Annotated in this window: 22 protein-coding genes; 9 read left to right on the plus strand and 13 right to left on the minus strand. The window is 75.1% G+C overall.

Features of this window, described 5'->3' with window-relative positions:
* Nucleotides 1-3: 3 nt before the first annotated feature.
* The 6 genes from CFP66_RS22095 to CFP66_RS22120 all read right to left on the minus strand — a co-directional run bounded on the left by CFP66_RS22095 (nt 4) and on the right by CFP66_RS22120 (nt 5,367).
* Nucleotides 4-333, minus strand: a complete 330-nt coding sequence (locus tag CFP66_RS22095; protein WP_143517334.1) for a hypothetical protein — start codon at nt 331-333, stop codon at nt 4-6.
* Nucleotides 334-410: 77 nt separating this feature from the next.
* The gene (locus CFP66_RS22100) at nt 411-1,733 is read right to left on the minus strand and encodes an ABC transporter substrate-binding protein (RefSeq protein WP_094927028.1); all 1,323 of its coding nucleotides are present in this window, start codon (nt 1,731-1,733) and stop codon (nt 411-413) included.
* Entirely contained in the window at nt 1,730-2,827 is a 1,098-nt protein-coding gene (locus CFP66_RS22105; RefSeq protein ID WP_094927029.1) for a branched-chain amino acid ABC transporter permease, read from the minus strand. Before CFP66_RS22105 ends, CFP66_RS22100 begins: the two co-directional genes overlap by 4 nt.
* The gene (locus CFP66_RS22110) at nt 2,827-3,705 is read right to left on the minus strand and encodes a branched-chain amino acid ABC transporter permease (protein ID WP_094927030.1); all 879 of its coding nucleotides are present in this window, start codon (nt 3,703-3,705) and stop codon (nt 2,827-2,829) included. Before CFP66_RS22110 ends, CFP66_RS22105 begins: the two co-directional genes overlap by 1 nt.
* An 8-nt stretch (nt 3,706-3,713) precedes the next feature.
* On the minus strand, nt 3,714-4,466 hold the full coding sequence (locus tag CFP66_RS22115; RefSeq protein ID WP_094927031.1) for an ABC transporter ATP-binding protein: 753 nt from the start codon (nt 4,464-4,466) through the stop codon (nt 3,714-3,716).
* 106 nt (nt 4,467-4,572) lie between these two features.
* Entirely contained in the window at nt 4,573-5,367 is a 795-nt protein-coding gene (locus tag CFP66_RS22120; protein WP_094927032.1) for an ABC transporter ATP-binding protein, read from the minus strand.
* 180 nt (nt 5,368-5,547) lie between these two features.
* On the opposite strand from CFP66_RS22120, the gene CFP66_RS22125 reads away from it, so the two are divergent.
* The 5 genes from CFP66_RS22125 (at nt 5,548) to ptsP (ending at nt 12,368) form a co-directional block, all read left to right on the plus strand.
* Nucleotides 5,548-6,816, plus strand: coding sequence for a CdaR family transcriptional regulator (locus CFP66_RS22125; RefSeq protein WP_094927033.1), 1,269 nt, complete (start codon nt 5,548-5,550; stop codon nt 6,814-6,816).
* A gap of 287 nt (nt 6,817-7,103) precedes the next feature.
* Complete coding sequence (locus CFP66_RS22130) at nt 7,104-8,075, plus strand: endonuclease/exonuclease/phosphatase family protein (RefSeq protein WP_094927034.1); 972 nt, start codon at nt 7,104-7,106, stop codon at nt 8,073-8,075.
* 239 nt (nt 8,076-8,314) lie between these two features.
* A complete protein-coding gene (dhaK, locus tag CFP66_RS22135) occupies nt 8,315-9,316 on the plus strand; it encodes a dihydroxyacetone kinase subunit DhaK (RefSeq protein WP_094927035.1) in 1,002 nt (333 codons plus the stop codon).
* Complete coding sequence (dhaL, locus tag CFP66_RS22140; RefSeq protein WP_094927126.1) at nt 9,316-9,957, plus strand: dihydroxyacetone kinase subunit DhaL; 642 nt, start codon at nt 9,316-9,318, stop codon at nt 9,955-9,957. The genes dhaK and dhaL overlap by 1 nt, the downstream gene beginning before the upstream one ends.
* Nucleotides 9,954-12,368: a phosphoenolpyruvate--protein phosphotransferase gene (gene ptsP, locus CFP66_RS22145; protein ID WP_233159612.1), complete on the plus strand. Its 2,415-nt coding sequence runs from the start codon at nt 9,954-9,956 to the stop codon at nt 12,366-12,368. Before dhaL ends, ptsP begins: the two co-directional genes overlap by 4 nt.
* On the opposite strand, the gene CFP66_RS22150 is transcribed toward ptsP, so the two are convergent.
* The gene (locus tag CFP66_RS22150) at nt 12,338-13,552 is read right to left on the minus strand and encodes an FAD-dependent monooxygenase (RefSeq protein ID WP_094927036.1); all 1,215 of its coding nucleotides are present in this window, start codon (nt 13,550-13,552) and stop codon (nt 12,338-12,340) included. The two genes, ptsP and CFP66_RS22150, sit on opposite strands and share 31 nt — an antisense overlap.
* Before the next feature lie 144 nt (nt 13,553-13,696).
* Here CFP66_RS22150 and CFP66_RS22155 point away from each other — a divergent pair, with 144 nt between their 5' ends.
* Nucleotides 13,697-14,653 carry a TetR/AcrR family transcriptional regulator C-terminal domain-containing protein gene (locus CFP66_RS22155; protein WP_094927037.1) on the plus strand — a complete coding sequence of 319 codons (957 nt, stop codon included), beginning with the start codon at nt 13,697-13,699 and terminating at the stop codon, nt 14,651-14,653.
* On the opposite strand, the gene CFP66_RS22160 is transcribed toward CFP66_RS22155, so the two are convergent.
* The 4 genes from CFP66_RS22160 to CFP66_RS22175 form a co-directional block, all read right to left on the minus strand.
* A complete protein-coding gene (locus CFP66_RS22160) occupies nt 14,620-15,123 on the minus strand; it encodes a flavin reductase family protein (RefSeq protein WP_198961590.1) in 504 nt (167 codons plus the stop codon). The genes CFP66_RS22155 and CFP66_RS22160 overlap by 34 nt on opposite strands.
* A gap of 173 nt (nt 15,124-15,296) precedes the next feature.
* Entirely contained in the window at nt 15,297-16,358 is a 1,062-nt protein-coding gene (locus tag CFP66_RS22165; RefSeq protein WP_094927038.1) for a sigma-70 family RNA polymerase sigma factor, read from the minus strand.
* 162 nt (nt 16,359-16,520) lie between these two features.
* Nucleotides 16,521-16,946, minus strand: a complete 426-nt coding sequence (gene dtd, locus CFP66_RS22170; protein ID WP_094927039.1) for a D-aminoacyl-tRNA deacylase — start codon at nt 16,944-16,946, stop codon at nt 16,521-16,523.
* Nucleotides 16,943-18,430 carry a methyltransferase gene (locus CFP66_RS22175; protein WP_094927128.1) on the minus strand — a complete coding sequence of 496 codons (1,488 nt, stop codon included), beginning with the start codon at nt 18,428-18,430 and terminating at the stop codon, nt 16,943-16,945. The genes dtd and CFP66_RS22175 overlap by 4 nt, the downstream gene beginning before the upstream one ends.
* 201 nt (nt 18,431-18,631) lie before the next feature.
* On the opposite strand from CFP66_RS22175, the gene CFP66_RS22180 reads away from it, so the two are divergent.
* From CFP66_RS22180 to CFP66_RS22190, 3 genes are all read left to right on the plus strand, one after another.
* Complete coding sequence (locus CFP66_RS22180) at nt 18,632-19,216, plus strand: HhH-GPD-type base excision DNA repair protein (protein ID WP_094927040.1); 585 nt, start codon at nt 18,632-18,634, stop codon at nt 19,214-19,216.
* Between the two features lie 4 nt (nt 19,217-19,220).
* Nucleotides 19,221-19,613 (plus strand): metalloregulator ArsR/SmtB family transcription factor, encoded by a 393-nt coding sequence (locus CFP66_RS22185; protein ID WP_094927041.1) that lies wholly within the window; start codon nt 19,221-19,223, stop codon nt 19,611-19,613.
* A 131-nt stretch (nt 19,614-19,744) separates the two neighbouring features.
* A complete protein-coding gene (locus CFP66_RS22190) occupies nt 19,745-20,059 on the plus strand; it encodes a DUF3099 domain-containing protein (RefSeq protein ID WP_233159613.1) in 315 nt (104 codons plus the stop codon).
* 148 nt (nt 20,060-20,207) lie between these two features.
* Here the strand turns inward: CFP66_RS22190 and CFP66_RS22195 are convergent, their stop codons facing one another.
* Both CFP66_RS22195 and CFP66_RS22200 read right to left on the minus strand, forming a co-directional pair.
* A complete protein-coding gene (locus tag CFP66_RS22195; protein ID WP_198961591.1) occupies nt 20,208-21,068 on the minus strand; it encodes a carbohydrate kinase family protein in 861 nt (286 codons plus the stop codon).
* The gene (locus CFP66_RS22200; RefSeq protein ID WP_233159625.1) at nt 21,065-22,006 is read right to left on the minus strand and encodes a pseudouridine-5'-phosphate glycosidase; all 942 of its coding nucleotides are present in this window, start codon (nt 22,004-22,006) and stop codon (nt 21,065-21,067) included. Before CFP66_RS22200 ends, CFP66_RS22195 begins: the two co-directional genes overlap by 4 nt.

Here is a 22,006-nt window from a genome sequence, read left to right on the forward strand (position 1 = left end):
CCTCTACCCCGCGTGGCCCAGCAGGAACGCGGCGATGAACCCCGCACAGGTGACGAGCCCGACGGAGTTGCCGGCGTTCTCGAAGCCCTCCGGCATCATCGTGTCGGCGAGCATGGTGAGGATGGCGCCCACGGCGAAGGCCTGCACGACGGCGACCGTCGCAGGGGACGTGCCGCCGAGCAGTCCGTAGCCGGCGGCCGCGGCCGCCGCGGAGAGCAGCGCCACGCCCGCCCAGAGCCCGAGGATCCAGGCGACCGAGTGCCCCGCCTTGCACAGCCCGACGGCCGCGGACAGCGAGCACCCTGAGTGCCTTCCCGGAGGGCGCCGGCCCAACCGGGCGGGGGTGTCAGCAAAGCCACTTTCACGTCACCTGAGGTCATGAAAGTGGCTTTGCTGACGTTCCCATGCACTTAGCTCGCCGGCTGCACGTCCGGGATGCCGTTCGCCGGTGGCGCCGCCCGCTCGCCCGTCGCCTCCGTGATCGGGGCTTCGCCGTTGTCGGTGACCAGCACCGGGGTGAGGCTCTCCGTCGTGCCCCCGGTGATCCGGGTGACCTCGACGCCCGCGATGCCGGCGTGCCGCTGCGCGGAGTAGCGGAACGGCGCCGCCCACGGCCCCTCGAACGTGCTGCCGACGTCCTCGATCGCCGCGACGATGCCCTCGCGGGTCGGGTCCGGCCCGGCGGCCTGCAGCGCCTGCACGAAGGTGTACGCCTCGGCCATGCCGTAGACCCGGAAGTTGGTCAGTTCGCCCTCGCCGCCGTGGGAGTCCCAGACGCGCTGGAACAGCTGCGTCCAGGGGTCGTCCGGCTGGTCCACCCCCGGCAGGTACTCGGTGGTGATCACGCCCTCCAGCAGTCCCGCGTCCGTCACCGCGCCCTCGGAGAAGCGCGCGAGGAGCGAGCCGACGAGCACCGGGTCCGACCCGATGTTGGAGTAGATCCACTGCGGCTGGTAGTTCAGGCGCAGCGACTGCAGCTGCGACAGCGCCGTGTAGGACGGCACGTTGAACCCGATCACGAGGTCGGCGCCGGACGCCTGCAGGGCGGCGATCTGCGGGGCCACGTCGGTGTTGCCGGGCGTGTACCGCTCGGCGGCCACGATCTGGTTCTCCAGGAACCGCCGGGCGCCGATCTCGGCGTCCCGGCCCAGGTCGTCGTCCTGCAGGAACAGGCCCACCTTCGCCTGCGGGAAGTTCTGGGCCACGTACTGCCCGATGATCTTGGCTTCGATCTCGTAGTCGGGCTGCCAGCCGAACGTCATGGGGTTCTGCTCGGGCTGGTCCCAGAGCAGCGAACCGGAGGAGACGAACAGGTCGGGTACACCCTCGCTGTTGAGCTGGTCGAGCACGGCCGAGTGCGTCGGCGTACCGAGCCCACCCATGATCGCGAAGACCTGGTCCTGCAGCACCAGCTCGTTGACCACCTGGCTGGTCTGGGTGGGGTTGTAGGCGTCGTCGCGGAAGATGTACTCGATCTGGCGCCCGTTCACCCCGCCCGCGGCGTTCACGAAGTCGAAGTAGGCCTTCGTGCCCGTCGGGATCTCGCTGTAGCCGGGCGCGGCCACGCCGGTGAGCGGGAAGTGGGCGCCGACCTTCACCGATGTCTCGGTGATGCCGACCTCGGCGGCCGCGGCATCGCCGGAACCTGCGCCCTCGTCCGGGCGCCCGCCCGCCCCGCACCCGCTGAGCAGCAGCACCGCCGCCAGTGCGGCGTAGAGACCCCTTGCCTTCATCCCGTCCTCCTCCGGCGAGCCCAGACCTTCTTCAACACGCCCACGGCTCCCGACGGCGCGAGCAGCATCACGAGCACGAGCACCACCCCGTAGACGAACGGCGCGAGCTGCGCGGCCTGCGTGCCGTCCAGCCCGGCGCCGATGCCGAGGTTGGTGACGGCGGGCGGCAGGAACACCAGCAGCGCGCTGCCCAGCAGGGCGCCGACCAGGCTGCCGAGCCCGCCGACGACCACGGCCGTGAGCAGGCCGAGCGAGAGCACGATGGTGAACCCGCTGGGCGCGGCCAGCCGCACGACGACGCCGAGCACCGCCCCCGCGAGCCCGGCGCACGCGGCGCTGACCACGAACGCGAGCACCCGCACCTGTCCCAGCCGGATGCCGGCGAGCTCGGCGGCCACCTCGTCGTCGCGCACGGCGCGCCACACCCGCCCGACCCGACCGGCCATGAGGTTGGCCAGCAGCAGCAGGACGAGCAGCAGCGTGCCCCAGCCCAGGTAGGCCAGGTACTTCGCGCTCGGCGTCTCGTGGGCGAACAGGAAGTAGATGGTGGCGTCGAACCAGCCCGGCACCTCGGGCGAGGAGATCCGCAGGCCCTGCTCGCCGCCGAACGTGTGGTCGAAGTAGATCGCCAGCCCCGGCACCGCGACGGCGAGCGCGAGCGTGGCGCCTGCGAGGTAGGGCCCGTGCAGCCGGGCGGCCGCGGCACCGACCACGGCCCCCACGAGCGCCGTCACCGCCGCGGCGATCAGCATGATCAGCGCGAGCGGCAGCGCGCCCTCGCCCTCGGAGCCGAGCAGCAGCCCGGTCGTGTAGGCCCCCACGGCCATCAGCGCCCCGTGCCCGAGCGAGATCTGCCCGTTCAACCCGGTGAGGACGGTCAGCCCGGCCGCCGCGATCGCGTAGTAGGACATCGTGGCGAACTGCGAGTTGCGGAACGGGCTGGTCAGCTCCAGCACGAGCACCACGGCCACGAGCGCGACCACGATCACGAGCGCGTGCCGGGCGAACGTCGAGCGCGGCCGCCAGCGGCGCAGCTCGGCGAGGCGGCGGCGGGCCGGTGCAGCGGCGGCGGGCCGGTCGGTCTGCTGCACCATCACACCCTCCGCGCCGCGGTACGGGCGAACAGCCCCTGCGGCCGCACCAGCAGCACCGCCACGAGGATCGCCAGCGCCGCGAGCGCGACCAGCTCGCTGCCCAGGTAGCCGCTGACGTAGGACAGCAGCAGCCCGATCGTCAGGCCGCCGACGACGGCGCCGCCCGGCGAGTCGAGCCCGCCGAGCACGGCGGCCACGAACCCGTAGACGATCACCGCGTCCATGTAGGCCGGGAAGACGAGGCTCCCGCCGGCGATCAGCAGCCCGGACAGCGAGCCGACCACCGCCGCGAGCGCCCAGCCCAGCGTCAGCATCCGGCCCACGCGCACGCCGAGCAGCCGCGAGACCTCCTGGCTGAACGCGGCGGCCCGCATCTTCAGGCCGAGGTCGGTGAGCCGGAACAGCGCCACCAACGCGAGCATCACCACGACGACCGCGACGATCACGAAGATGCTGTTGGCCGTGAAGGCGATGTTGACCCCGCCGACGGTGAAACCGCGCAGGTCGAACGGGGCCGGGAAGGACCGGAAGGTCGAGCCGAACAGGATCGCCGCGAGCGCCTGCAGCGCCACGAACAGCCCGAGCGTGACGATCACGGCGTTCAGCTCCGGCCCGCCCTCGACCGGGCGGATCACCAGCCGCTCGACGACCGCGCCCAGCACCAGCCCGGCCAGCAGCGCGACGACGAGCCCCACCCAGTAGGACTGGCCGCCCTCGATGACGGTGAGCGCCAGGTAGGTCGTGAACATGCCCATCGCGCCCTGGGCGAAGTTGACGATCCGCGTGGAGCGCCAGATCAGCACGAGGGCGAGGGCGAAGGCGGCGTAGACCGCGCCCTGACCGAGGCCGGTCAGCGTGACGTTGAGGAACTGCTGCATCCCGCTCCCTAGAACCCGAGGTAGGCGTGGCGGAGGGCGTCGTCGGCGGCGAGGGTGGCGGCGCGGTCGCGGGCCACGACCCGGCCCAGGTTCAGCACGATCCCGTCGTCGGCGATGGCCAGCGCGCTGCGGGCGTTCTGCTCCACCAGCAGCACCGTGGTGCCCTCGGCGTCGACGAGCCCGCGCAGCAGCGCGAAGATCTGCCCGACGATCCGCGGCGCCAGGCCGAGCGAGGGCTCGTCCAGCAGCAGGACCGACGGCCCGGACAGCAGCGCCCGCCCGATCACCAGCATCTGCCGCTCCCCGCCCGACAGCACGTGCGCGTCCCGGCGGCGGCGCTCCGCGAGCGGCGGGAACATCTCGTAGACCTGCTCCAGGCCGCGCTGGACCGATGGGCGCTCCGCCTGCGCTCCGCGCCGCGTCTTGCGCCGGGACGCCCCGAGCATCGCCCCGAGCCGCAGGTTCTCCTCCACGGTGAGCTCGGTGATCACCCCGCGCCCCTCGGGGACGTGGGCGATCCCGGCGCGGGCGATGTCCTCGGCGGGCGCCCTCGTCAGGTCGGCCCCGTCGAGGAGCACCTGCCCGGCCTGGGGCCGCACGAGCCCGGAGATCGTGCGCAGCAGCGTGGTCTTGCCGGCCCCGTTGGCCCCGAGCACGGCGGTCACCCGCCCCGGCGAGGCGACGATGTCGACCTCGTCGAGCGCGGTGACGGCCCCGTAGGCGGTGCGGATCCCCCGCACGGTGAGGCTCCCGACGCTCACGAGCCACCCCCGGCAAGGTTCAGGAAAGCCACATTCACGAACCTGCAGGGCATGAAAGTGGCTTTCCTGAACCTCCGGGGGCGTATCTCGCGGGGCCGTATCCTGATCATGCCTGCGTCTCCTCGCCCAGGTACGCGTCGATGACCGCTGGGTCGTCGCGCACCTCGTCCGGGGTGCCGTCGGCCACCACCCGGCCGAAATCCAGCACGGTGATCCGGTCGCAGACGCTCATCACCAGGTCCATGTGGTGTTCCACCAGCACCACCGACATGCGTGCGGTCAGCGAGCGGATCAGCTCGCCCAGCTCGGCCATCTCGTCGGCGCCCAGGCCGCTCGCCGGCTCGTCGAGCAGCAGCAGGTCGGGCTCGCCCGCCAGGGCGCGGGCCATCGCCACGCGCTTCTGCACCGGGTAGGGCAGGCTCCCGGGCAGCCGCTCCGCGTAGCCGTCGGCCCCCAGCTCGGCCAGCGCGGCCATGGCGCGCTCGCGCAGGGCGCGCTCGTCGCGGTCGGAGCGGGGCAGGGCGAACAGGGTGGACGCGAAACCGGCGCGGCGGTGCCGGTCGGCGCCCACCATCACGTTCTCCACCACCGACAGCCCGCGGAACAGGCCGACGCCCTGCAGCGTGCGCGAGATACCCATGCCGGCGAGCCGGTGCGGGCGCAGGTCGGCCACGGGCTCGCCGTGGCGCAGCACCCGGCCCGTGTCGGGCTGCACGAACCCGCAGCAGACGTTGAACAGCGTGGTCTTGCCCGCGCCGTTCGGTCCGATGACGCCGTGCACGACACCCGCGGCGACGTCGAGCGAGACGTCGTCGAGCGCGACGAGCCCACCGAACCGGACGCCGACGCCGGCCACCGCGAACACGGGCGTCTGCCGGGCAGGAGGTGCGGGCGGGCTCACGGCGTGCGTCTCCCGGGGAGTTCGGGGGCGGCGGTGACCCCGGCGGCCGGGGGTGAGGCACACTTTGGGCGCAGCGCCCAGCCGGCACCATGGGCTCAGCGCCCAATATCGAGGCCGTTCGGCTGGGCAGAGCGCCCGCAGGGCTGGACGCCGCTGTGCGCGCTGCTGCACAGTGCGCGCATGGTGCCCAGCGGGCGCGGCGATGCCGCCGTGGGGTCCGACGCGGGCCGCACCGAGGAGGGGCGCCCGGGCCGGCGGCTGCCGCCCGCCGCCGACGAGGCGCTGCGCGTCCTCGGCGCCGCCCTGCTGCAGGACCTCGACGGGCTCGCCGACCGGCTCACCGTGCTGGTGCTGCAGCGCGAGCCGCTATACGCCGAGCGCGAGATGGTCGAGGAGCTGCGCGCCGCCTGCCGCCGCAACATGGAGCGGGGCGCCCAGGTGGTCGCCGACCGGGTGCCCGGCGGCGTCGACCCGGAGGACACCTCGCGCGAGACCGGCCGGCGCCGTGCCCGTCAAGGCGTGCCGCTGGAGGTCGTGCTGCGCGCCTACCGGCTGGGCGGGCGGGTGATGTGGGAGGCGCTGCTGTCCGCATCGCGCGACCGTTTCGCGGGGCGGCACGACGAGGCGTTGCTGGACGCCGCGAGCTACGTCTGGCGGGTCAACGACGGCAGCTCGTCGGCGCTCGTGCAGGCCTACCGGCTCGAGGAGCTGCGGATGCAGAGCCACGACCTGGGCCGCCGCCACGCTGTGCTCGACGGGCTCATCGAGGGCCGTGGTGGGGACCCGGCGTTCCTGCGTGACGCCGCGAGCGTGCTCGGGCTGCCGGAGGCCGGCGCGGTGCTGTGCGTCGTGGCGCCGGTGGACCCCTCGGGTGCGGACCCGCTGCGCGCGCCGCAGGAGGCGCTCGCACCGCACGGCGTCGGGTCGGCCTGGTTCGTCCGCCCCCGCGACGAGGTCGGCATCGTGGCGTTGGGGCACCGGGACCCGCAGGTCGTCCTGGACGCGCTGCGGCGCTGCGCGGTCGGCCGGGTGGGCGTCTCGCCCGCCGTCGAGGGACTGGGCGCCCTGGACACCGGCTACCGGTTGGCGCACACCGCGGCCCGGACGCTGGCCGGCCCCGGGCTCGCCGTGCTGGACGAGAGGCTGCCCGAGGCGCTGCTCGCCGACAGCCCCGAACTGACACCGCGGCTGGTGCGCGGCGCGCTCGGCGGTCTGCTGGAGCTGCCGCCGGCGGACCGCGACACGCTGCTGGACACGCTGGAGCAGCTGCTCGCCGCGGGCGGCTCGCCCACGCACGCGGCCGCCGCCCTGTTCTGCCACCGCAACACCGTCATCTACCGGATGCGCCGCATCGAGGCCGTCACCGGCCGCTCGGTCGCCGACCCGCGGGACCGGCTGCTGCTCACCCTGGGGGTGATGGCCGCTCGCGGTGAGCGGCAGGGCGAGTAGGCGTTCGTCAGATCGTTCTCATTCGCACACGACGGTGACCGACGCCGCGACGACGTCCGTATCGGATCGATCACGGGCCGGAGACCGGTCCGAGGCGCACACCATGGTCGTCGGCACCGTCCTGGAGTACGGGGCGGATCGATCACCGGCGTCATCGGGAGGCAGCGGTGGTGGCGATATCCTGGCCCGACCGGGGCGCCCGCGGAACCGGCCGCGCTCCGTGTTCGTTGATCCCGTGCCCGCCGACGCGACTGCCGGGCGCCCGCGCCAGAGAGGAACCGGCATCGATGATGGCCGTGGTTGCCGCGCTCGTCCCGCCCCGCCTGCGGCGCCCGTTGCGGGAGAAGGCGTTCGCGGCGCGCGCCCTCGCGACCGGCGGCCCGTCCACGCTGGCTGCCGTCGTGCAGCCGTGGCGTCCGCACCTGGCGGCGTCGGCGCTCGGCGGGGCGGCGATGCTGGCGCTGCGCCCGCGCACCCGCCGGATCGCGGCGGCCCTCGCGGCCACGGGGCTCGCGGCGGGCGCGCCGGTGCTGCGGCGCGCCCTGCGCGGGCCTGCCACGCACCCCGGGCCCGGGGACGTCACGGTCCTCACGGCCAACGTGCTCCACGGTCGCGCCGACACCGGTGCCCTGGCGGCGCTCGTCGCCCGCGAAGGGCCCGAGTTCGTGGTGCTGCCCGAGGCCGGGGCCGACTTCCGCGACAAGCTGATGCCGCTGCTCGCCGGGCTGGGCTACCGCTCGTGGGTCGCCTCGGGCGGCGGTACCCCGGACGGGTACGACGTCACCCTGCTCGTCGCTGAGCGGGCGGGGGACGTGCGGGTGCGCCCGGCCACCGGGATGCGGCTGCCCCACCTCGAGGTGACCGGCGGGATCCTCGGCGAGCGCACGTTGCACGCCGTGCACACCACGGCGCCGATGTCGCGGCGCAGCACGGCACGCTGGCACGAGGAGCTCGCGCTGATCGCGCGGTGGTGCGCCGGCCCGGTGGCGCCGCTGGTGGCGGGTGACCTCAACGCCACCTTCGACCACCCCCCGCTGCACGCCGCGCTGGGCCGGTGCCGCAGCGCCGCCGCGGGCACCGGGGACACGCTGGTCGGCACGTTCCCCGCCCGGCTGGGGCGGCTCGGCATCCAGATCGATCACGTGCTCGTTCCCGCCGGGGCCGTCACCACGCGCTTCGACGTGCTCGATCTCGCGGGCAGCGACCACCGCGCGGTACTCGCCCGCGTGCGCCTGCCCGCCGCGACACGCGATCACTGAGGCCCAACTCGCGGGAATGGGCGCCCGACTCGCGGGAAGGGGGCTTCCACACCCGCGAGTCGCGCCCGGCGTGTACGTGTGTCGGGGTCAGCCCTGGCCCAGGTGGGCGTCGGCAGGAGGCACGCACCGCGGCACCGAGCGCGTGGCGGCGGCCGAACCCGGCGTCGATCGGGCGTAGCGCGCGGTAGCGGGGGAGCCGTAGGGTCCGCGAGATCGTCCCATCGTTGCGGAGGGCCGGCGTGAAGAAGCTGATCAACGATCCTGCCGACGTGGTCGCCGAGGCGCTGAGCGGTGTCGCCGCGGCCCACCCGGACCTGAGGGTCGACCTCGCTCACAAGATCGTTTTTCGGGCGGACGCGCCCGTGCAGGGCAAGGTCGGGTTGCTCTCGGGCGGCGGGTCCGGGCACGAGCCGCTGCACGGTGGCTTCGTCGGGCCCGGGATGCTCGACGCCGCCTGCGCGGGCGAGGTGTTCACCTCACCGGTGCCCGACCAGATGCTCGAGGCCACCCGCGGTGTCGACGGCGGCGCCGGAGTGCTGCACATCGTCAAGAACTACACGGGCGACGTCATGAACTTCGACATGGCGGCCGAGCTCGCCGCGGCCGAGACCGGCGTGGAGGTCGTCTCGGTGGTCACCGACGACGACGTCGCGGTGCAGGACAGCCTCTACACCGCGGGCCGGCGCGGGGTGGGGGTGACGGTGCTGGTCGAGAAGCTCGCCGGCGCGGCCGCCGACGAGGGCCGCGACCTCGCCGGCGTGGCCGCGGTGGCCCGCCGGGTGAACGAGGCGGGCCGCAGCATGGGCGTGGCGCTCACCTCGTGCACGGTGCCCGCCGCCGGCCGGCCCACGTTCGACCTGCCCGAGGACGAGATGGAGATCGGCATCGGCATCCACGGCGAGCCGGGCAGGCGCCGGGTGCCGCTCGCCCCGGCCCGCGAGGTGGCCGAGATGCTGGTGGAACCGGTCCTCGCCGATCGGGACTTCCACGGCGAGGGCGGCGTGCTCGCGTTCGTCAACGGCATGGGCGGCACCCCGTTGCTGGAGCTGTACGTGATGTACAACGAGGTGGCGCGGATCCTCGCGAGGTCGGGGGTGCGCGTGGCCCGGTCGCTGGTGGGCCCCTACATCACGAGCCTGGAGATGGCCGGCTGCTCGCTCACCCTGCTGCAGCTGGACGACGAGCTGCTGCGCCTGTGGGACGCCCCCGTCCGCACGCCCGGCCTGCGGTGGGGTGCGTGATGGCCGACCAGCAGGTCACGGTCGACGCCGCCGCCCTCGGTCGCTGGGTCCGCGCGTTCGCCGACGCCGTCACCGCGCACGAGGAAGAGCTCACCCGGCTCGATTCCCCGATCGGGGACGCCGACCACGGCGCCAACATGGCTCGCGGGATGAAGGCCGTGGTCGCGAAGCTCGACGACGCGGCCCCCGACGCACCCGCCGCCCTGCTGAAGCAGGTCGGGATGACCCTGGTCAGCACCGTCGGCGGGGCGAGCGGCCCGCTCTACGGCACGTTCTTCCTGCGGATGGCGAGCGCGGCGGGCGACGTCGACGCGCTCGACCAGGCCGGCTTCGCCGCGGCGCTGCGGGCGGGCGCCGAGGGTGTGGTGGCGCGCGGCAAGGCCGAGGCGGGTGACAAGACGATGTACGACGCGCTCGCACCCGCGCTCGACGCGCTCGACGCGGCGCTGGGCGGCGAGGACACCACCGGGGCGCTGCACGCGGCGGCGGACGCGGCCGCTCGGGGTCGCGACGCGACCACCCCGCTGCAGGCCCGCAAGGGCCGCGCCAGCTACCTCGGCGAGCGCAGTGTCGGCCACCAGGATCCCGGCGCGACCTCGGCCGCCCTGCTGGTGCAGGCCGCGGCCGACACACTGGGGTGAGCCCGCTCGTCGGCCTCGTCGTCGTCTCGCACAGCCGTGCGCTGGCCGACGCGGCGGTGGCGCTGGCCCGGGAGATGGCGCCGGGCGAGCTGGCGATCGAGGTGGCCGCCGGGCTCGACGAGACCACATTCGGCACCGACGCCGTCGCCATCGCGGCGGCGGTCGGGGCGGCAGATTCCGGCGCCGGCGTCGTGGTGCTGATGGACCTGGGCAGCGCGGTGCTCTCCGCCGAGCTGGCGCTCGACCTGCTCGACGACCCCGACGCGCGCGAGCGGGTGCTGCTCTGCCCCGCACCGCTGGTGGAGGGCCTCGTCGTCGCGGCGGTCACCGCGGCGGGCGGCGCGGACCGTGCGGAGGTCACCGCGGAGGCCGCTGCCGCGCTCGGGGGCAAGCAGGAGCAGCTGGGTGTGGCGGCGCCGCCGCAGCCGGTGGAGCCCGCCGAGGACGCCGGGGACATCGCCGGGTTCACCGTCGCCAACCCGCACGGTCTGCACGCCCGCCCCGCCGCTCGGCTCGTCGGGCTGGTCCGCGGCCTGGACGACGCGGAGGTGCGGATCCGCAACGCCACCACGGGCTCGCCGTGGGCGCCGGCAGCGAGCCTCGCGCGCGTGGCGGCGCTGGCCGCGCTGCGGGGCCACCGCGTCGAGGTCACCGCGTCGGGGCCCGGTGCCCGCGCGGCCGTGGACGCGGTGCTCGCGCTCGCGGCCCGCAGCTTCGACGAGGGCGGCGCGCCCCCGGCCCCCGCCCGGGTGCCGTCGGACGCCGTCGGCGCCCGCGGCCCGCTGCCGGCCGCGCCCGGCATCGGCATCGGTCCGAAGCGCGGTGTGGCCCCGGCGCCGGTCGTGGTGCCGGACGAGCCCGCGGCCGCCCCCGCGGCCGAGCGCACCCGCCTCGACCGCGCTCTCACCACCGCGGCGGCCGAGATCCGGGCCGCGCGCGAGACGGCCGCCCGCGAGCTCGGGCCCGCGGAGGCGGCGATCTTCGACGCGCACCTGCTCCTGCTCGACGACCCCGACCTGCTGTCCGGTGTGCAGGACCGGATCGGCGCCGGGGCATCGGCCCCACAGGCGTGGTCGGAGGGGGTGGAGCGGGCGGCCGCGGCCCTGGAGGCCGCGGGCGACGAGTACCTGGCGGCCCGGGCGGCGGACGTCCACGCCGTCGGCGACCAGGTGCTGCGGGCGATCGTGGGTGCTCACACCGCCCCGGTCGGGGCCGTGGCCGGCCCGCCGCCTGTGCTGGTCGCCGTCGACCTCACCCCGGCGCAGGCCGCCGCCCTCGACCCGGCTCAGGTCGCCGGCGTCGTCCTGGCCGGCGGGAGCCCCACCGCCCACAGCGCAATCCTGCTGCGCGCCCGGGGCGTGCCCGCGGTCGTCGGGGCGGGTCCGGCGGTCCTGGAGGCCGCGGACGGGGTCCCGATCGCCCTCGACGGCGCCACCGGCGAGGTCGTGATCGATCCGACCGCGCAGGTGGCGGCGGCGTTCGAGAACAGGGCCGCGGCCCAGGCCGAGCGCGACCGGGAGGCGCGCGCCCGCGCCGGCGCCCCGGCGGTGACGCGCACCGGTGTCCCGGTGCTGGTCGGTGCGAACGTCGGATCCACGGCCGACGCGGTGGCCGCCGCCGCGGCCGGCGCCGACCTCGTCGGGTTGGTCCGCACCGAGTTCCTGTTCCTCGACCGCCCGGCCGCCCCCGACGTCGACGAGCAGGAAGCGGCCTACCGCGCGATCGCCGAGGCCCTCGGCGGCAAGCGCATCACCCTGCGGACGCTCGACGTCGGCGGCGACAAGCCGCTGCCCTACCTGCCGCTGCCCGCGGAGGCGAACCCGTTCCTCGGGCTGCGCGGCATCCGGCTGGCCACGGCCCACCCGCAGCTGCTGGCCGATCAGCTGCTGGCCGTGGTGCGGGTGGCCCACGACGCCCCGGTCAGCATCATGTTCCCGATGGTCAGCGTCGTGGACGAGCTGGTCTCCGCCCGCCGCGTCCTCGACGAGGCGATCGCGCGGGAGGGCCGCGGCTCGCCGCCGGGACTGCAGATCGGGATCATGGTCGAGGTGCCGGCCGCCGCGTTGAAGGCGGCGGAGTTCGTCCCGCACGTCGACTTCTTCTCGATCGGCACCAACGACCTCACCCAGTACGCGCTCGCCGCCGAGCGGGGCAACCCGGCCGTCGCGGGTCTCGCCGACCCGCTGGACCCCGGCGTGCTGCGGCTCGTCGACGCGGTGTGCCGGGCGGCGGGGGAGCGCACGCTCGTGGCGGTCTGCGGTGAGGCGGCCGCAGACCCGCGGGCGGCGGGGGAGTTCGTCGGGCTCGGCGTGCGGGAGCTGAGCGTGGCGCCCGCCGCCGTGCCTGCGGTCAAGCAGGCCGTGCGCGAGCTGGACGGTCGTCAGGAGGAGAGCGACGCCGCCCTGCCGTAGTCGGGCAGTGCGATGCTGCCTGCCTTGGCGAACTGCGCGGCGATCAGGGGTCGCAGCGGCCAGCGGGTCATCCAGCGCATCGAGGCCGTCCGCAATCCGATCTGGAACCGGGACAGCGGCGCGTACCCGCCGACACCCCCCGGCGGCAGCTTCTGGGCCTGCGCGACGTAGGGCCGCATCACCTCCTCGTACCGGCCGAACGCCGCGCGGTGGTCGCCGCCGGCGGTGGCCAGCTCGCCCGCGAGCACGTAGGCGCCGACGAGAGCGAGGCTCGTGCCGAGCCCGGTGAGCGGCGTTGGGCAGTAGCCCGCGTCGCCGAGGAGCGCGACGCGCCCCGCGGACCAGCGGTCCAGGTGCACCTGGCTCATCGGGTCGAAGGCGAAGTCGGGCGCGTCGTGCATCGCCGCGACGAGCGACGGAGCCTCCCACCCGACGCCGGCGAAGCGCTCGGCCACGATCTCGCGCTGGCGGGCCACGTCGCGGCGGTCGTAGGAGATCGGGTCGGAGCGGAAGCCGAACCCGGCCTTGATCTCGCCGGGCAGCCGGCCCGGCCGCGCCGACGCCACGAGCCCGCCGGGGGCGTTGTGCATGAGGTACCAGCCGTCGAGGTCGATGCCGGCCGGTGCGGTGAACCAGGCGATGTAGCAGCCGAGCGGGCGAACGCTGCGCGCCTGCGGGTCGAAGGCGAGCGTCCGGACCGCCGAGTGCAGCCCGTCTGCGCCGATCACCAGCCCGAAACGGCGCGGCGCGGCCTTCTCGAACGTGACCGTGACGCCCTCGTCGTCCTGGTCGATGCGGGTGATCGTGTCGTCGAACAGGTACTCGGTGCCGGGGACCGTCGCGCGGTGCAGTACCTCCGCGAGGTCGCCCCTGAGGATCTCGATCTCGGAGACGATGCCCTCACCACCGAAGGCGTCCGCTCCCATCCGGGCGCCGATCCGGCCGGCGGCGTCGACGTAGGCGATGCCGCGCTGGTCGAGGGCCACGGCACGCGCCTCGTCCATCAGCCCCATGCGTTCGACGACGGTGCGCCCCGCGCCCCGCAGGTCGACGGCCTGGCCACCCGGCCGTAGCGCGGGCGCCCGCTCCACGACCGTCGGTCGGAAGCCGTGTTCGCGTAGCCAGTACGCCAGCGCGGGTCCCGCGATCCCGGCGCCGGAGACGAGGATTTCGGTGTTCTTCACGAGCGGTAGCGTACGACGTACATACACCTGCTGCAACCTCTTCACCTGCAGAGAAGTAGGATCCGAGGTGCGCTAGTGCACTAATGCTGTGGCAACCAGGGCTATCCTCGGTCCGATCCTGAGGTGCACTAGTACGGAGGCGACGTGGAGGAGAGTCCGCCCTACGCGCGGATCGTGGCCGACATCCGGGAGCGGATCGAGTCCGGCGACCTCGCGCCCGGTGACCGGGTGCCCTCGACCCGGGAGATCACCCGGCGCTGGGGCGTCGCCATGGCCACGGCCAGCAAGGCACTGGGTGTGCTGCGCCGGGACGGGCTCGTACGTGCGGAACGGGGGTCCGGCACCGTCGTGGAGGCGCGCCCGGGCCCGCCGCCCGGCGCAGGACGCCCGCGGCGCCCGTCGCCGGACGACGGGGCGCTGGCTCCCGAGCGCATCGTCGGCGTCGCGATCGCGATCGCCGACCGGGAAGGGCTCGCCGGGCTGTCGATGCGGCGGGTGGCCGCCGATCTCGGGGCGGCCACGATGGCGCTGTACCGGCACGTGGCGGACAAGGACGACCTGGTGCTGCGGATGCTCGACGCGGCGATCGGGGAGTGGCGGCCCCCGGCGCATGCACCGGCGGGCTGGCGGGCGCGGTTGGAGGCGGCGGCCCGGCAGCTGTGGGCGCTGTTCCGCCGCCACCCCTGGGTCGCCCCGGCGATGTCCATGACGCGCCCGCAGCCGCTCGCCCAGGGGCTCGCCTACTCGGAGTGGACGCTGGCCGCGCTGGAGGACAGCGGCGCCGATCGGACCACGGCCTTCACCGCCTACCTCACGCTCTTCAACTACGTGCGCGGCACGGCGGTCAACCTCGAACCCGAGGTCGAGGCCGAGGCGGCGAGCGGGTTGGACCCCGACGCGTGGATGGACACCCAGGTGCCGACGCTGCGCGCGATCGTCGCCGACGGCGCGTTCCCGGTGTTCGAGCGGATGCTCTCGAGGCCCTACGACTTCGACCTGGACACGTTGTTCGAGTTCGGCCTCCAGCGCCTGCTCGACGGCTTCGCGGCGCTGATCGAGGCGCCGCCTCAGACCTGCGGTGGCCCGGACGTGACGCCGTAGCGACCGCGGTAGAACAGCAGGGGGAGCCGCGCCGGATCGGCGCCGAGGTCGAGCACGTGGCCGACGGCGATCGTGTGGTCGCCGCCGTCGTACTCGTTCCAGAGCGTGCAGTCGATCCAGGCGCTCACGCCGTCCAGCACCGGCGCCCCGGACGGGCCGCGTCGCCAGGACACGCCGTCGAACTTGTCCACCCCGGAACGGGCGAATCCGGCGCTGAGCTCCTGGTGGTCGGCGGCCAGCACGTTGACGCAGAACGTGCCGGCAGCGCGGATGCGCGGCCACGTGGACGAGGTGCGGGCGGGCGCGAAGCTGACCAGCGGCGGGTCGAGTGACAGCGACGCGAACGACTGGCAGGTGAACCCGCACGGCCCGTCCGGGCCGGCGGCCGTGACCACGACGATGCCCGACACGAAGTGGCCCAGCACCTCGCGCATCACCGCGGGTGAGACAGGTCCGACGGATGCCCCCATGCCCCGACCCTAACGCCGGGAACGCCACCACTCGTTGGAGTGAACTCCCCGATCTCCCGGTGCGGCGCCACCACCGCGGGCCCCGCGGTTCGGTACACACACCGCGACCGGCGCCACCCGGCTCGCGGGGAGCCCGTTCGGGTGGCGCCGGTCCGGTTCGTGCCTGCCGGAGGTCAGCTGGCGTAGGCGCGCAGCCGATCGGCGCGCTCGCCGATCCGCAGCTTCGCCATGACCTCGCGCTCGATCTGGCGCACCCGCTCGCGGGAGAGCCCGAAGCGGCGGCCGATCTGGTCCAGCGTGCGCGGCTGGCCGTCGTCGAGGCCGTAGCGCATCCGGATGACCGACTGCTCGCGCTCCTCCAGCGTGGCGAGCACGCGACGCAGGTCGTCGTGCAGCAGGTGCGAGATCACCGTGGTCTCGGCGTCGGTGGCCTCGCCGTCCTCGATAAAGTCACCCAGCGGTGCCTCCTCCTCGGACCCGACCGGCATGTCGAGGCTCACCGGGTCGCGGGCGTGGTCGAGCAGATCGGCGATCTTCTCCTCGGCGATTCCCGACTCGGTGGCGAGCTCCTCGTGGGTGGCGTCGCGACCGAGCTTCTGGTGCAGGTCCCGCTTGATCCGGGCCAGCTTGTTGACCTGCTCGACGAGGTGGACGGGCAGACGGATCGTGCGGGCCTGGTCGGCCATGCCGCGGGTGATGGCCTGGCGGATCCACCACGTGGCGTAGGTCGAGAACTTGAAGCCCTTGGAGTAGTCGAACTTCTCCACCGCGCGGATCAGGCCGAGGTTGCCCTCCTGGATCAGGTCCAGGAGCGGCATGCCGCGACCGGTGTAGCGCTTGGCCAGCGACACCACGAGCCGGAGGTTGGCCTCGAGCAGGTGGTTGCGGGCCCGCCGGCCGTCGCGGACGATCGCCCGCAGGTCGGAGGCGTACTGCTTCTCGAGTTCGTCGGGCGCGGCCTGGTCGAGCACGTGCTGTGCGAACACGCCGGCCTCGATGCGCCGGGCCAGATCGACCTCCTGCGCGGCCGTCAGGAGCGCGGTCTTCCCGATGCCGTTGAGGTACACCCGGACGAGGTCGGCCGCGGGGCTCTGGGCGTCCAGATCCTCCGAAGTCAGCTCCGGGGTCTCGATCCGGTTGCCAGCAGTGGTGTCCAGGGCATCGGAGTCGGTACGCTGGCCCGGGATGGCGGGCCGGCGGGTCTTCGCGGGCCTGTTGATCGTGGGCGCTGTCATGTGGTCCTCCCCTTGCGCGACCCGGGCGGGGCGTCTGCGTCAGCTGCCGCCGGGGCTCTCATGGGCGTCAACGCGCCCATGCCGCACATCGTTCCCAACTCGCGACTGTGTGCTCGTGCACTCTCAGCGAGCCCTCAGAACGTGTGCCCGAACGGCGCGGGGTCACACCTCCACGAGCACCGTGAACGGGCCGTCGTTCACCGATTCCACGGCCATCGCGGCGCCGAACACCCCCGTGGACACCGGCGCGCCGCGCTCGCGCAGCGCCGCCACCACCGCCTCGACCAGCGGTCGAGCCTGCTCGGGCGGCGCGGCCGCCGACCACGAGGGGCGGCGTCCCTTGCCCGTCTGGCCGTACAGCGTGAACTGGCTCACCACCAGCAGCGGTGCGCCGGTGTCGGCGCAGGAGCGCTCCCCGTCGAGGATCCGCAGCTCGTGCAGTTTGCGCGCCATCACCGGCACCGCCGCGGCCGTGTCGTCGCGGTGCACGCCGAGCAGCACCAGCAGGCCGGGGCCGTCGATCTCGCCGACGACCTCGCCGTCCACGCGTACGGCGGCGCGCGTCACCCGGGCGGTGACGGCCCTCACACCGGCACCAGGATGCCGTGCCGCAGGAACTCGCGCACGGCCGGCAGGGTCGCCGCCACGAGCTCGCCTGCGGGCCGGTCGTGGGCCACGGCGAGCAGCTTCACGAGCTCACCCAGCGCCAGCGCCCCCTGGCAGCCGGCCAGCAGTGCCGCGGCCGGGCCGTCCACCTCGTGGCGCCAGCGGGGCCCGTCCATCCGCGCGACGGCGGCACCGACCTCGGCCCAGCCCTCCGTCCCCGGCTCGGCGTAGGTCTCCAGCACCACCGAGGACGCCACCGCGAGCGGCGCGGCGAGCAGCGCCTCGTCGGAGGTGTGGGCGCGCAGCCAGTCGATCCGGTCCAGCCAACCGGCGGTCTCCGGGCCGAGCGGGTCGCTGACCTCGCCGAGGACGTCCTCGAACACCACGGTCGGCTCCGCGTCGGTGCTGGCCCCGTCGAGCCTGCGCAGCGTCAGGAACCCGAACCCGACCGCCTCGACGTGCTCGCGCTCCATCCAGTCCAGCCACTCGCCCGCCTGGGCCCGCGCCGCGGGGGAGGCGAGGTCCAGGCCCGCGTCGCGCTGCCAGGTGCCGACGTGCAGCGCCGGGTCGGACACCTCCCGCTGCACGATCCACGCGTCGACGCCCGGCGGGAGCCAGGACCGCACGCGGTCGGGCCAGTCCTCGCCCCGCACGTGCAGCCAGGAGCCGAGCAGCTGCGCCACCCCGCCCGGCTCCAGGTGGCCGGGAAGCGCCCGCAGCAGCGCGGCGAGCGCGGCGTCCCCGTCCTGGCCGGAGTCGCGGTAGACGTAGTCCACGCGCGCCGGGCCGGGCACGAACGGCGGGTTCGACACGATCTGGTCGAACCGCCGGTCCGCGACCGGCTCCAGCCAGGCACCCTCCAGCAGCTCGACGTCGAGCGCGTTGAGCGCGAACGTCGCGCGCGCCATCGCGAGCGCCCGCGGTGCCACGTCGGTGGCCGTCACGGTGCGCGCGTGCCGACCCGCGTGCAGGGCCTGCACGCCGCACCCGGTGCCCAGGTCGAGCAGCGACCCCACCGGGCGGCGCACCGTGGCGGCGGCCAGCGTCAGCGACGCGCCGCCCACCCCGGTGACGTGGTCGCGGTCCTGGCGGCGGGCGTCGAGGTCGGACAGCACCCACCACTCGCCGTCGTCATCGGCGTAGGGGCGCAGGTCCAGCGCGGCGCGCCACCCGTCGCCGTCGGGGACGAGCAGGCCGGCGTCGCGCGCGTCGGACGGGGTGAGCGGGGCGAGTGCGGCGCGCACGGCGGCGTCGGGCTCCGTCGCGCCGAGCAGCAGCAGCCGCACGAGCACGCCCAGCTCACCGGCTTCCCGGCCGGCGCGGAACGCGGGCTCGACCTCGCCGCGGCCGAGCGCCGCGTGGGCCGACGGGCCGAGCAGCTCGCGGACGCCGTCGGTGGTGAAGCGGGCGCGCAGCAGCGCGGCGCGCAGCGACTCGGCGCAGGCGGGGGAGAGGTGGGGAAGCACGCGCACAGTGTCGCCCGGACGCGCGAGCGGGAATCCGCGACCCGGGCGCGGCTCGCACACCGATCGCGTCACCGCCACACCGACTGCAGTCGGTGTGGGAGAGCAGCAGTCGGTGTGCGAGCGGCGGCGGCCGTCGAGCGCAGGCGCGACCGGGGGCGCGTTCGGCTCCGCGGCGGAAGGCTGCGGCGCTACGCTCCTGCCGTGGCCCTCTGTCTCGCCCAGGACGCCGAAGCCGACGCGCTGCTCGACCGCGACCCGCTGGCCCTGCTGATCGGCATGCTGCTGGACCAGCAGTTCCCGATGGAGCGCGCGTTCGCCGGCCCGGGCCTGATCGCGCAGCGACTGGGCGTCACCGAGCTGGACGCCCACGCGCTCGCCGCCCACGACCCGGAGGCGCTCGTCGAGGTCTTCCGCGGCCCGCCCGCCGTGCACCGCTACCCGGGATCGATGGCTGCGCGGGTGCAGGCGCTGGCCGCCGCCGTGGTCGAGCAGTACGACGGGGACGCCTCGGCGATCTGGCGCGACGTCGACGAGGGCCGTGAGCTCTTCCGCCGCCTCGCCGCGCTGCCCGGGTTCGGCACGCAGAAGGCGCAGATCTTCACCGCGCTGCTGGGCAAGCAGCGCGGCGTCACCCCGTCGGGCTGGAGGGAGGCCGCGGGCGGCTACGGCGAGGACGGCGTGCACCGCTCCGTGGCCGACGTCGTCGACGCCGGCTCGCTGGTGCGGGTCCGCGAGTACAAGCAGGCGAAGAAGGCCGCAGCGAAGGCCGCGAAGGCCGGGGGCTGAGCGCGTGCACCGAGTGCCCGCGGCCCGCCGGGACGCGCGCGTCGTCGACCCCGACCAGGTGTGCGATGCCGCCGCGGTCCTCGCCGACGCCGAGCGGGTGCGACACTCCGCCGCCGTGCTCGACGCGCTGGGTGACGCCAACCGCCTCAGCATCCTGCTGGCCCTGCACCACGCGGGCCACCTGTGCGTCTCCGACCTGGCCTTCGCCGTGGGGATGAGCGACAGCGCGGTGTCGCACGCGCTGCGGCTGCTGCGCGCGCACGGGATGGTCAGCGCCCACCGGGAGGGCAGGCTGGTGCGCTACCGCGTCACCGGCGAGCTCACCACCCGCCTGCTCGACGTGGTGTCCGACGGCGTCGTCGGCGACGTCGTGCTGCACGCCCACGAGCACCGCTGACGCACCGGCCGCACCTCGCGGGGCCGCCAGGCACGCCCTGCCCCCGAGTGGCACGATGGAGCCGCGAGGCGGGGATGCGCAGGCAGCCCCCGCCGGGACGGCGCCCACCGGCGCCAGCGAGGGAGTTCGCCGTGGCAGAACCGCAGCGCGCAGCCGATCCGGTGCTCATCACCGATGCGGCCCGCTCCTACGAGGAGGAGCTGGCGGTGCGGAAGCGACGCTACAAGATCATGATGGGGATGCGCATCCCCTGCATGGTCCTCGCCGCGGTCTTCTACCAGATCCCGTGGCTGGCGGTCTCGCTGCTGGTGATCTCGATCCCGCTGCCCTGGATGGCCGTGCTCATCGCCAACGACCGGCTCCCGCGCAAGGCCGAGGACGTCAGCCGCTACCAGGCCGAACGGCGCCAGATCGAGCGCCGCGAACACCCGGTCATCGACGGCTGATCACGGCCGTCCCGCCTGCCGCGCGGGTCCCTTGCATGATCGATGAGACGTGAGCGGGGTTCGCTGGAGATCCAACCCCGCCCACGTCTCGCTCGTCGGGGAATCCTCCTGTGGGCGCCACTGCCTCACACCCCGGGCCCCGGGCTCGTCACCGCCTGACGTCGGCGCCGGGCCGGGCGCCCAGCTGCGCAACGGCCGCGGCACCTGCCGCGCACCCGGCTCGCAAGGCCGCCGCCGGCCCCGCGCCCTCGAGCCAGGCGACCAGCAGGCCCGCGTCGAACGCGTCGCCCGCGCCGGTGGGGTCGACGACCTCCGCCGGTGGCGCCTCGGCCGTCCACGTGCCGCGCCGGTCCACCCAGCGGGCTCCGCGCGGACCGTCGGTCACGGCCACGGCTGCGGCGACGTCCAGCAGATCCTCGGCCGCACCGCCGAGGGCGTGCAGTTCGGCGGTGTTGGGCAGCAGCAGGTCGACGCCGCGCACGTCGGCCGTGAACGCCGGGCCGAGGGCGGGCGCCGCCTGCGGGTCGACCGAGGTGCTGAGCCCGGCGGCGCGGGCTGCGGCCAGTGCGGCCATGCCCGCAGGACGCGACGTCGGGTCCAGCAGCACGTAGCCCGAAACGTGCAGGTGGTCGGCGTCGTCGAGCGGCGGGAGGTCGGCCGCGGCGAGGTGCGCGGCGGCTCCGCGGTCGGAGAGCATCGTGCGCTCGCCGTCGCCCAGCAGCACGACCACCGTGCAGGTCGGGCGCCACGCGTCCACGGCCAGCGCCGTGGCGACCCCGGCCGCGCGCAGCTCCGCGCCCGCCGCAGCGCCCGCCGGATCGTCGCCGACCCGCCCGACGAGCGTGACGTCGGAGCCCAGGTGCGCGAGCCAGGCGGCGGTGTTGGCGCCGGCCCCGCCGGCGCGGGAGCGGATCCGGGCCGGCACGTCCGCGCCCGGCACGGCGGCCGCCCGGGGCTCGACGAGCACGTCGACCGCGACGTCGCCGACCACCACGACCCGGGCGCTCACCCGCCGGCTGCGACCAGTGCGGTGGCCACCTGGGCGGCCAGTTCGGCATTGGCCCGCACGAGCGCGAGGTTGGTGCGCAGGCTGGCGCCCCCGCTGCCCTCGTGGAAGTGCTCCAGCAGCACCGGCGTGACGTCCTTGCCCGTGACGCCGCGCGACGCCAGCAGTGCGAGCCCCTCGTCGAGCAGCCGGTCGTGCAGCACGGCGTCGAGCTCGGCGTCGGCCGGCACCGGCTGGGCCAGCACCACGCCCGCCCGCTGCCCGAGCGCGCGGTGCGCGCGCCACACCGCCGCCGCCTCCGTCGGCGAGTCCACCCGCCACGGGACGGGGTGGCCGGAGTCGCGCCGGTAGAAGCCGGGGAAGGAGTCGGTGCGGTAGCCGAGCACGGGCACGGACTCGGTCTCGAGCACCTCCAGCGTGGCGGGCACGTCGAGGATCGACTTCACCCCGGAGCAGACGACGAGCACGCCGGTACCGGCGAGCGCGGCCAGGTCCGCGGAGACGTCCCAGCTCTCGCGGGCCCCGCGGTGCACCCCGCCCAGCCCTCCGGTGGCGAACACCTGCACGCCCGCGGCCTGCGCCAGCGCCGCGGTGGCCGCCACGGTCGTCGCGCCGTCCCGGCCCAGCCCGACAGCGGCGCCGAGATCGCGCGCCGAGAGCTTCGCGAGCCCGCCCCCGCACACCCGGTCCAGCTCGGGCGCCGAGAGACCGACGCGGGCGACGCCGTCGAGGACGGCCACCGTGGCCGGCACGGCTCCGTGCGCGCGGACGGCGGCCTCGAGCTGGTCCGCGGCGGCCCGGTTCTGCGGGGCCGGCAGCCCGTGGGCGAGCAGGGTGCTCTCCAGCGCGACGATGGGACGTCCTGCGACGACGGCCTCGGCGACCTCGGGGGAGGGATGGAGGGGAACCGGCGGGGAGACGGGGGAGCGCACGTGGGGCAT

Source organism: Pseudonocardia sp. MH-G8, from assembly GCF_002262885.1.
Classification (GTDB): Bacteria; Actinomycetota; Actinomycetes; order Mycobacteriales; family Pseudonocardiaceae; genus Pseudonocardia.

What these genes read in the sequence shown, in the direction of transcription:
- CFP66_RS22100 (WP_094927028.1), bottom strand. Translation starts at nt 1,733, where the DNA reads ATGAAGGCAAGGGGTCTCTACGCCGCACTGGCGGCGGTGCTGCTGCTC.
- CFP66_RS22105 (WP_094927029.1), bottom strand. Translation starts at nt 2,827, where the DNA reads ATGGTGCAGCAGACCGACCGGCCCGCCGCCGCTGCACCGGCCCGCCGC.
- CFP66_RS22110 (WP_094927030.1), bottom strand. Translation starts at nt 3,705, where the DNA reads ATGCAGCAGTTCCTCAACGTCACGCTGACCGGCCTCGGTCAGGGCGCG.
- CFP66_RS22125 (WP_094927033.1), top strand. Translation starts at nt 5,548, where the DNA reads ATGGTGCCCAGCGGGCGCGGCGATGCCGCCGTGGGGTCCGACGCGGGC.
- CFP66_RS22130 (WP_094927034.1), top strand. Translation starts at nt 7,104, where the DNA reads ATGATGGCCGTGGTTGCCGCGCTCGTCCCGCCCCGCCTGCGGCGCCCG.
- dhaL (WP_094927126.1), top strand. Translation starts at nt 9,316, where the DNA reads ATGGCCGACCAGCAGGTCACGGTCGACGCCGCCGCCCTCGGTCGCTGG.
- CFP66_RS22160 (WP_198961590.1), bottom strand. Translation starts at nt 15,123, where the DNA reads ATGGGGGCATCCGTCGGACCTGTCTCACCCGCGGTGATGCGCGAGGTG.
- CFP66_RS22165 (WP_094927038.1), bottom strand. Translation starts at nt 16,358, where the DNA reads ATGACAGCGCCCACGATCAACAGGCCCGCGAAGACCCGCCGGCCCGCC.
- CFP66_RS22200 (WP_233159625.1), bottom strand. Translation starts at nt 22,006, where the DNA reads ATGCCCCACGTGCGCTCCCCCGTCTCCCCGCCGGTTCCCCTCCATCCC.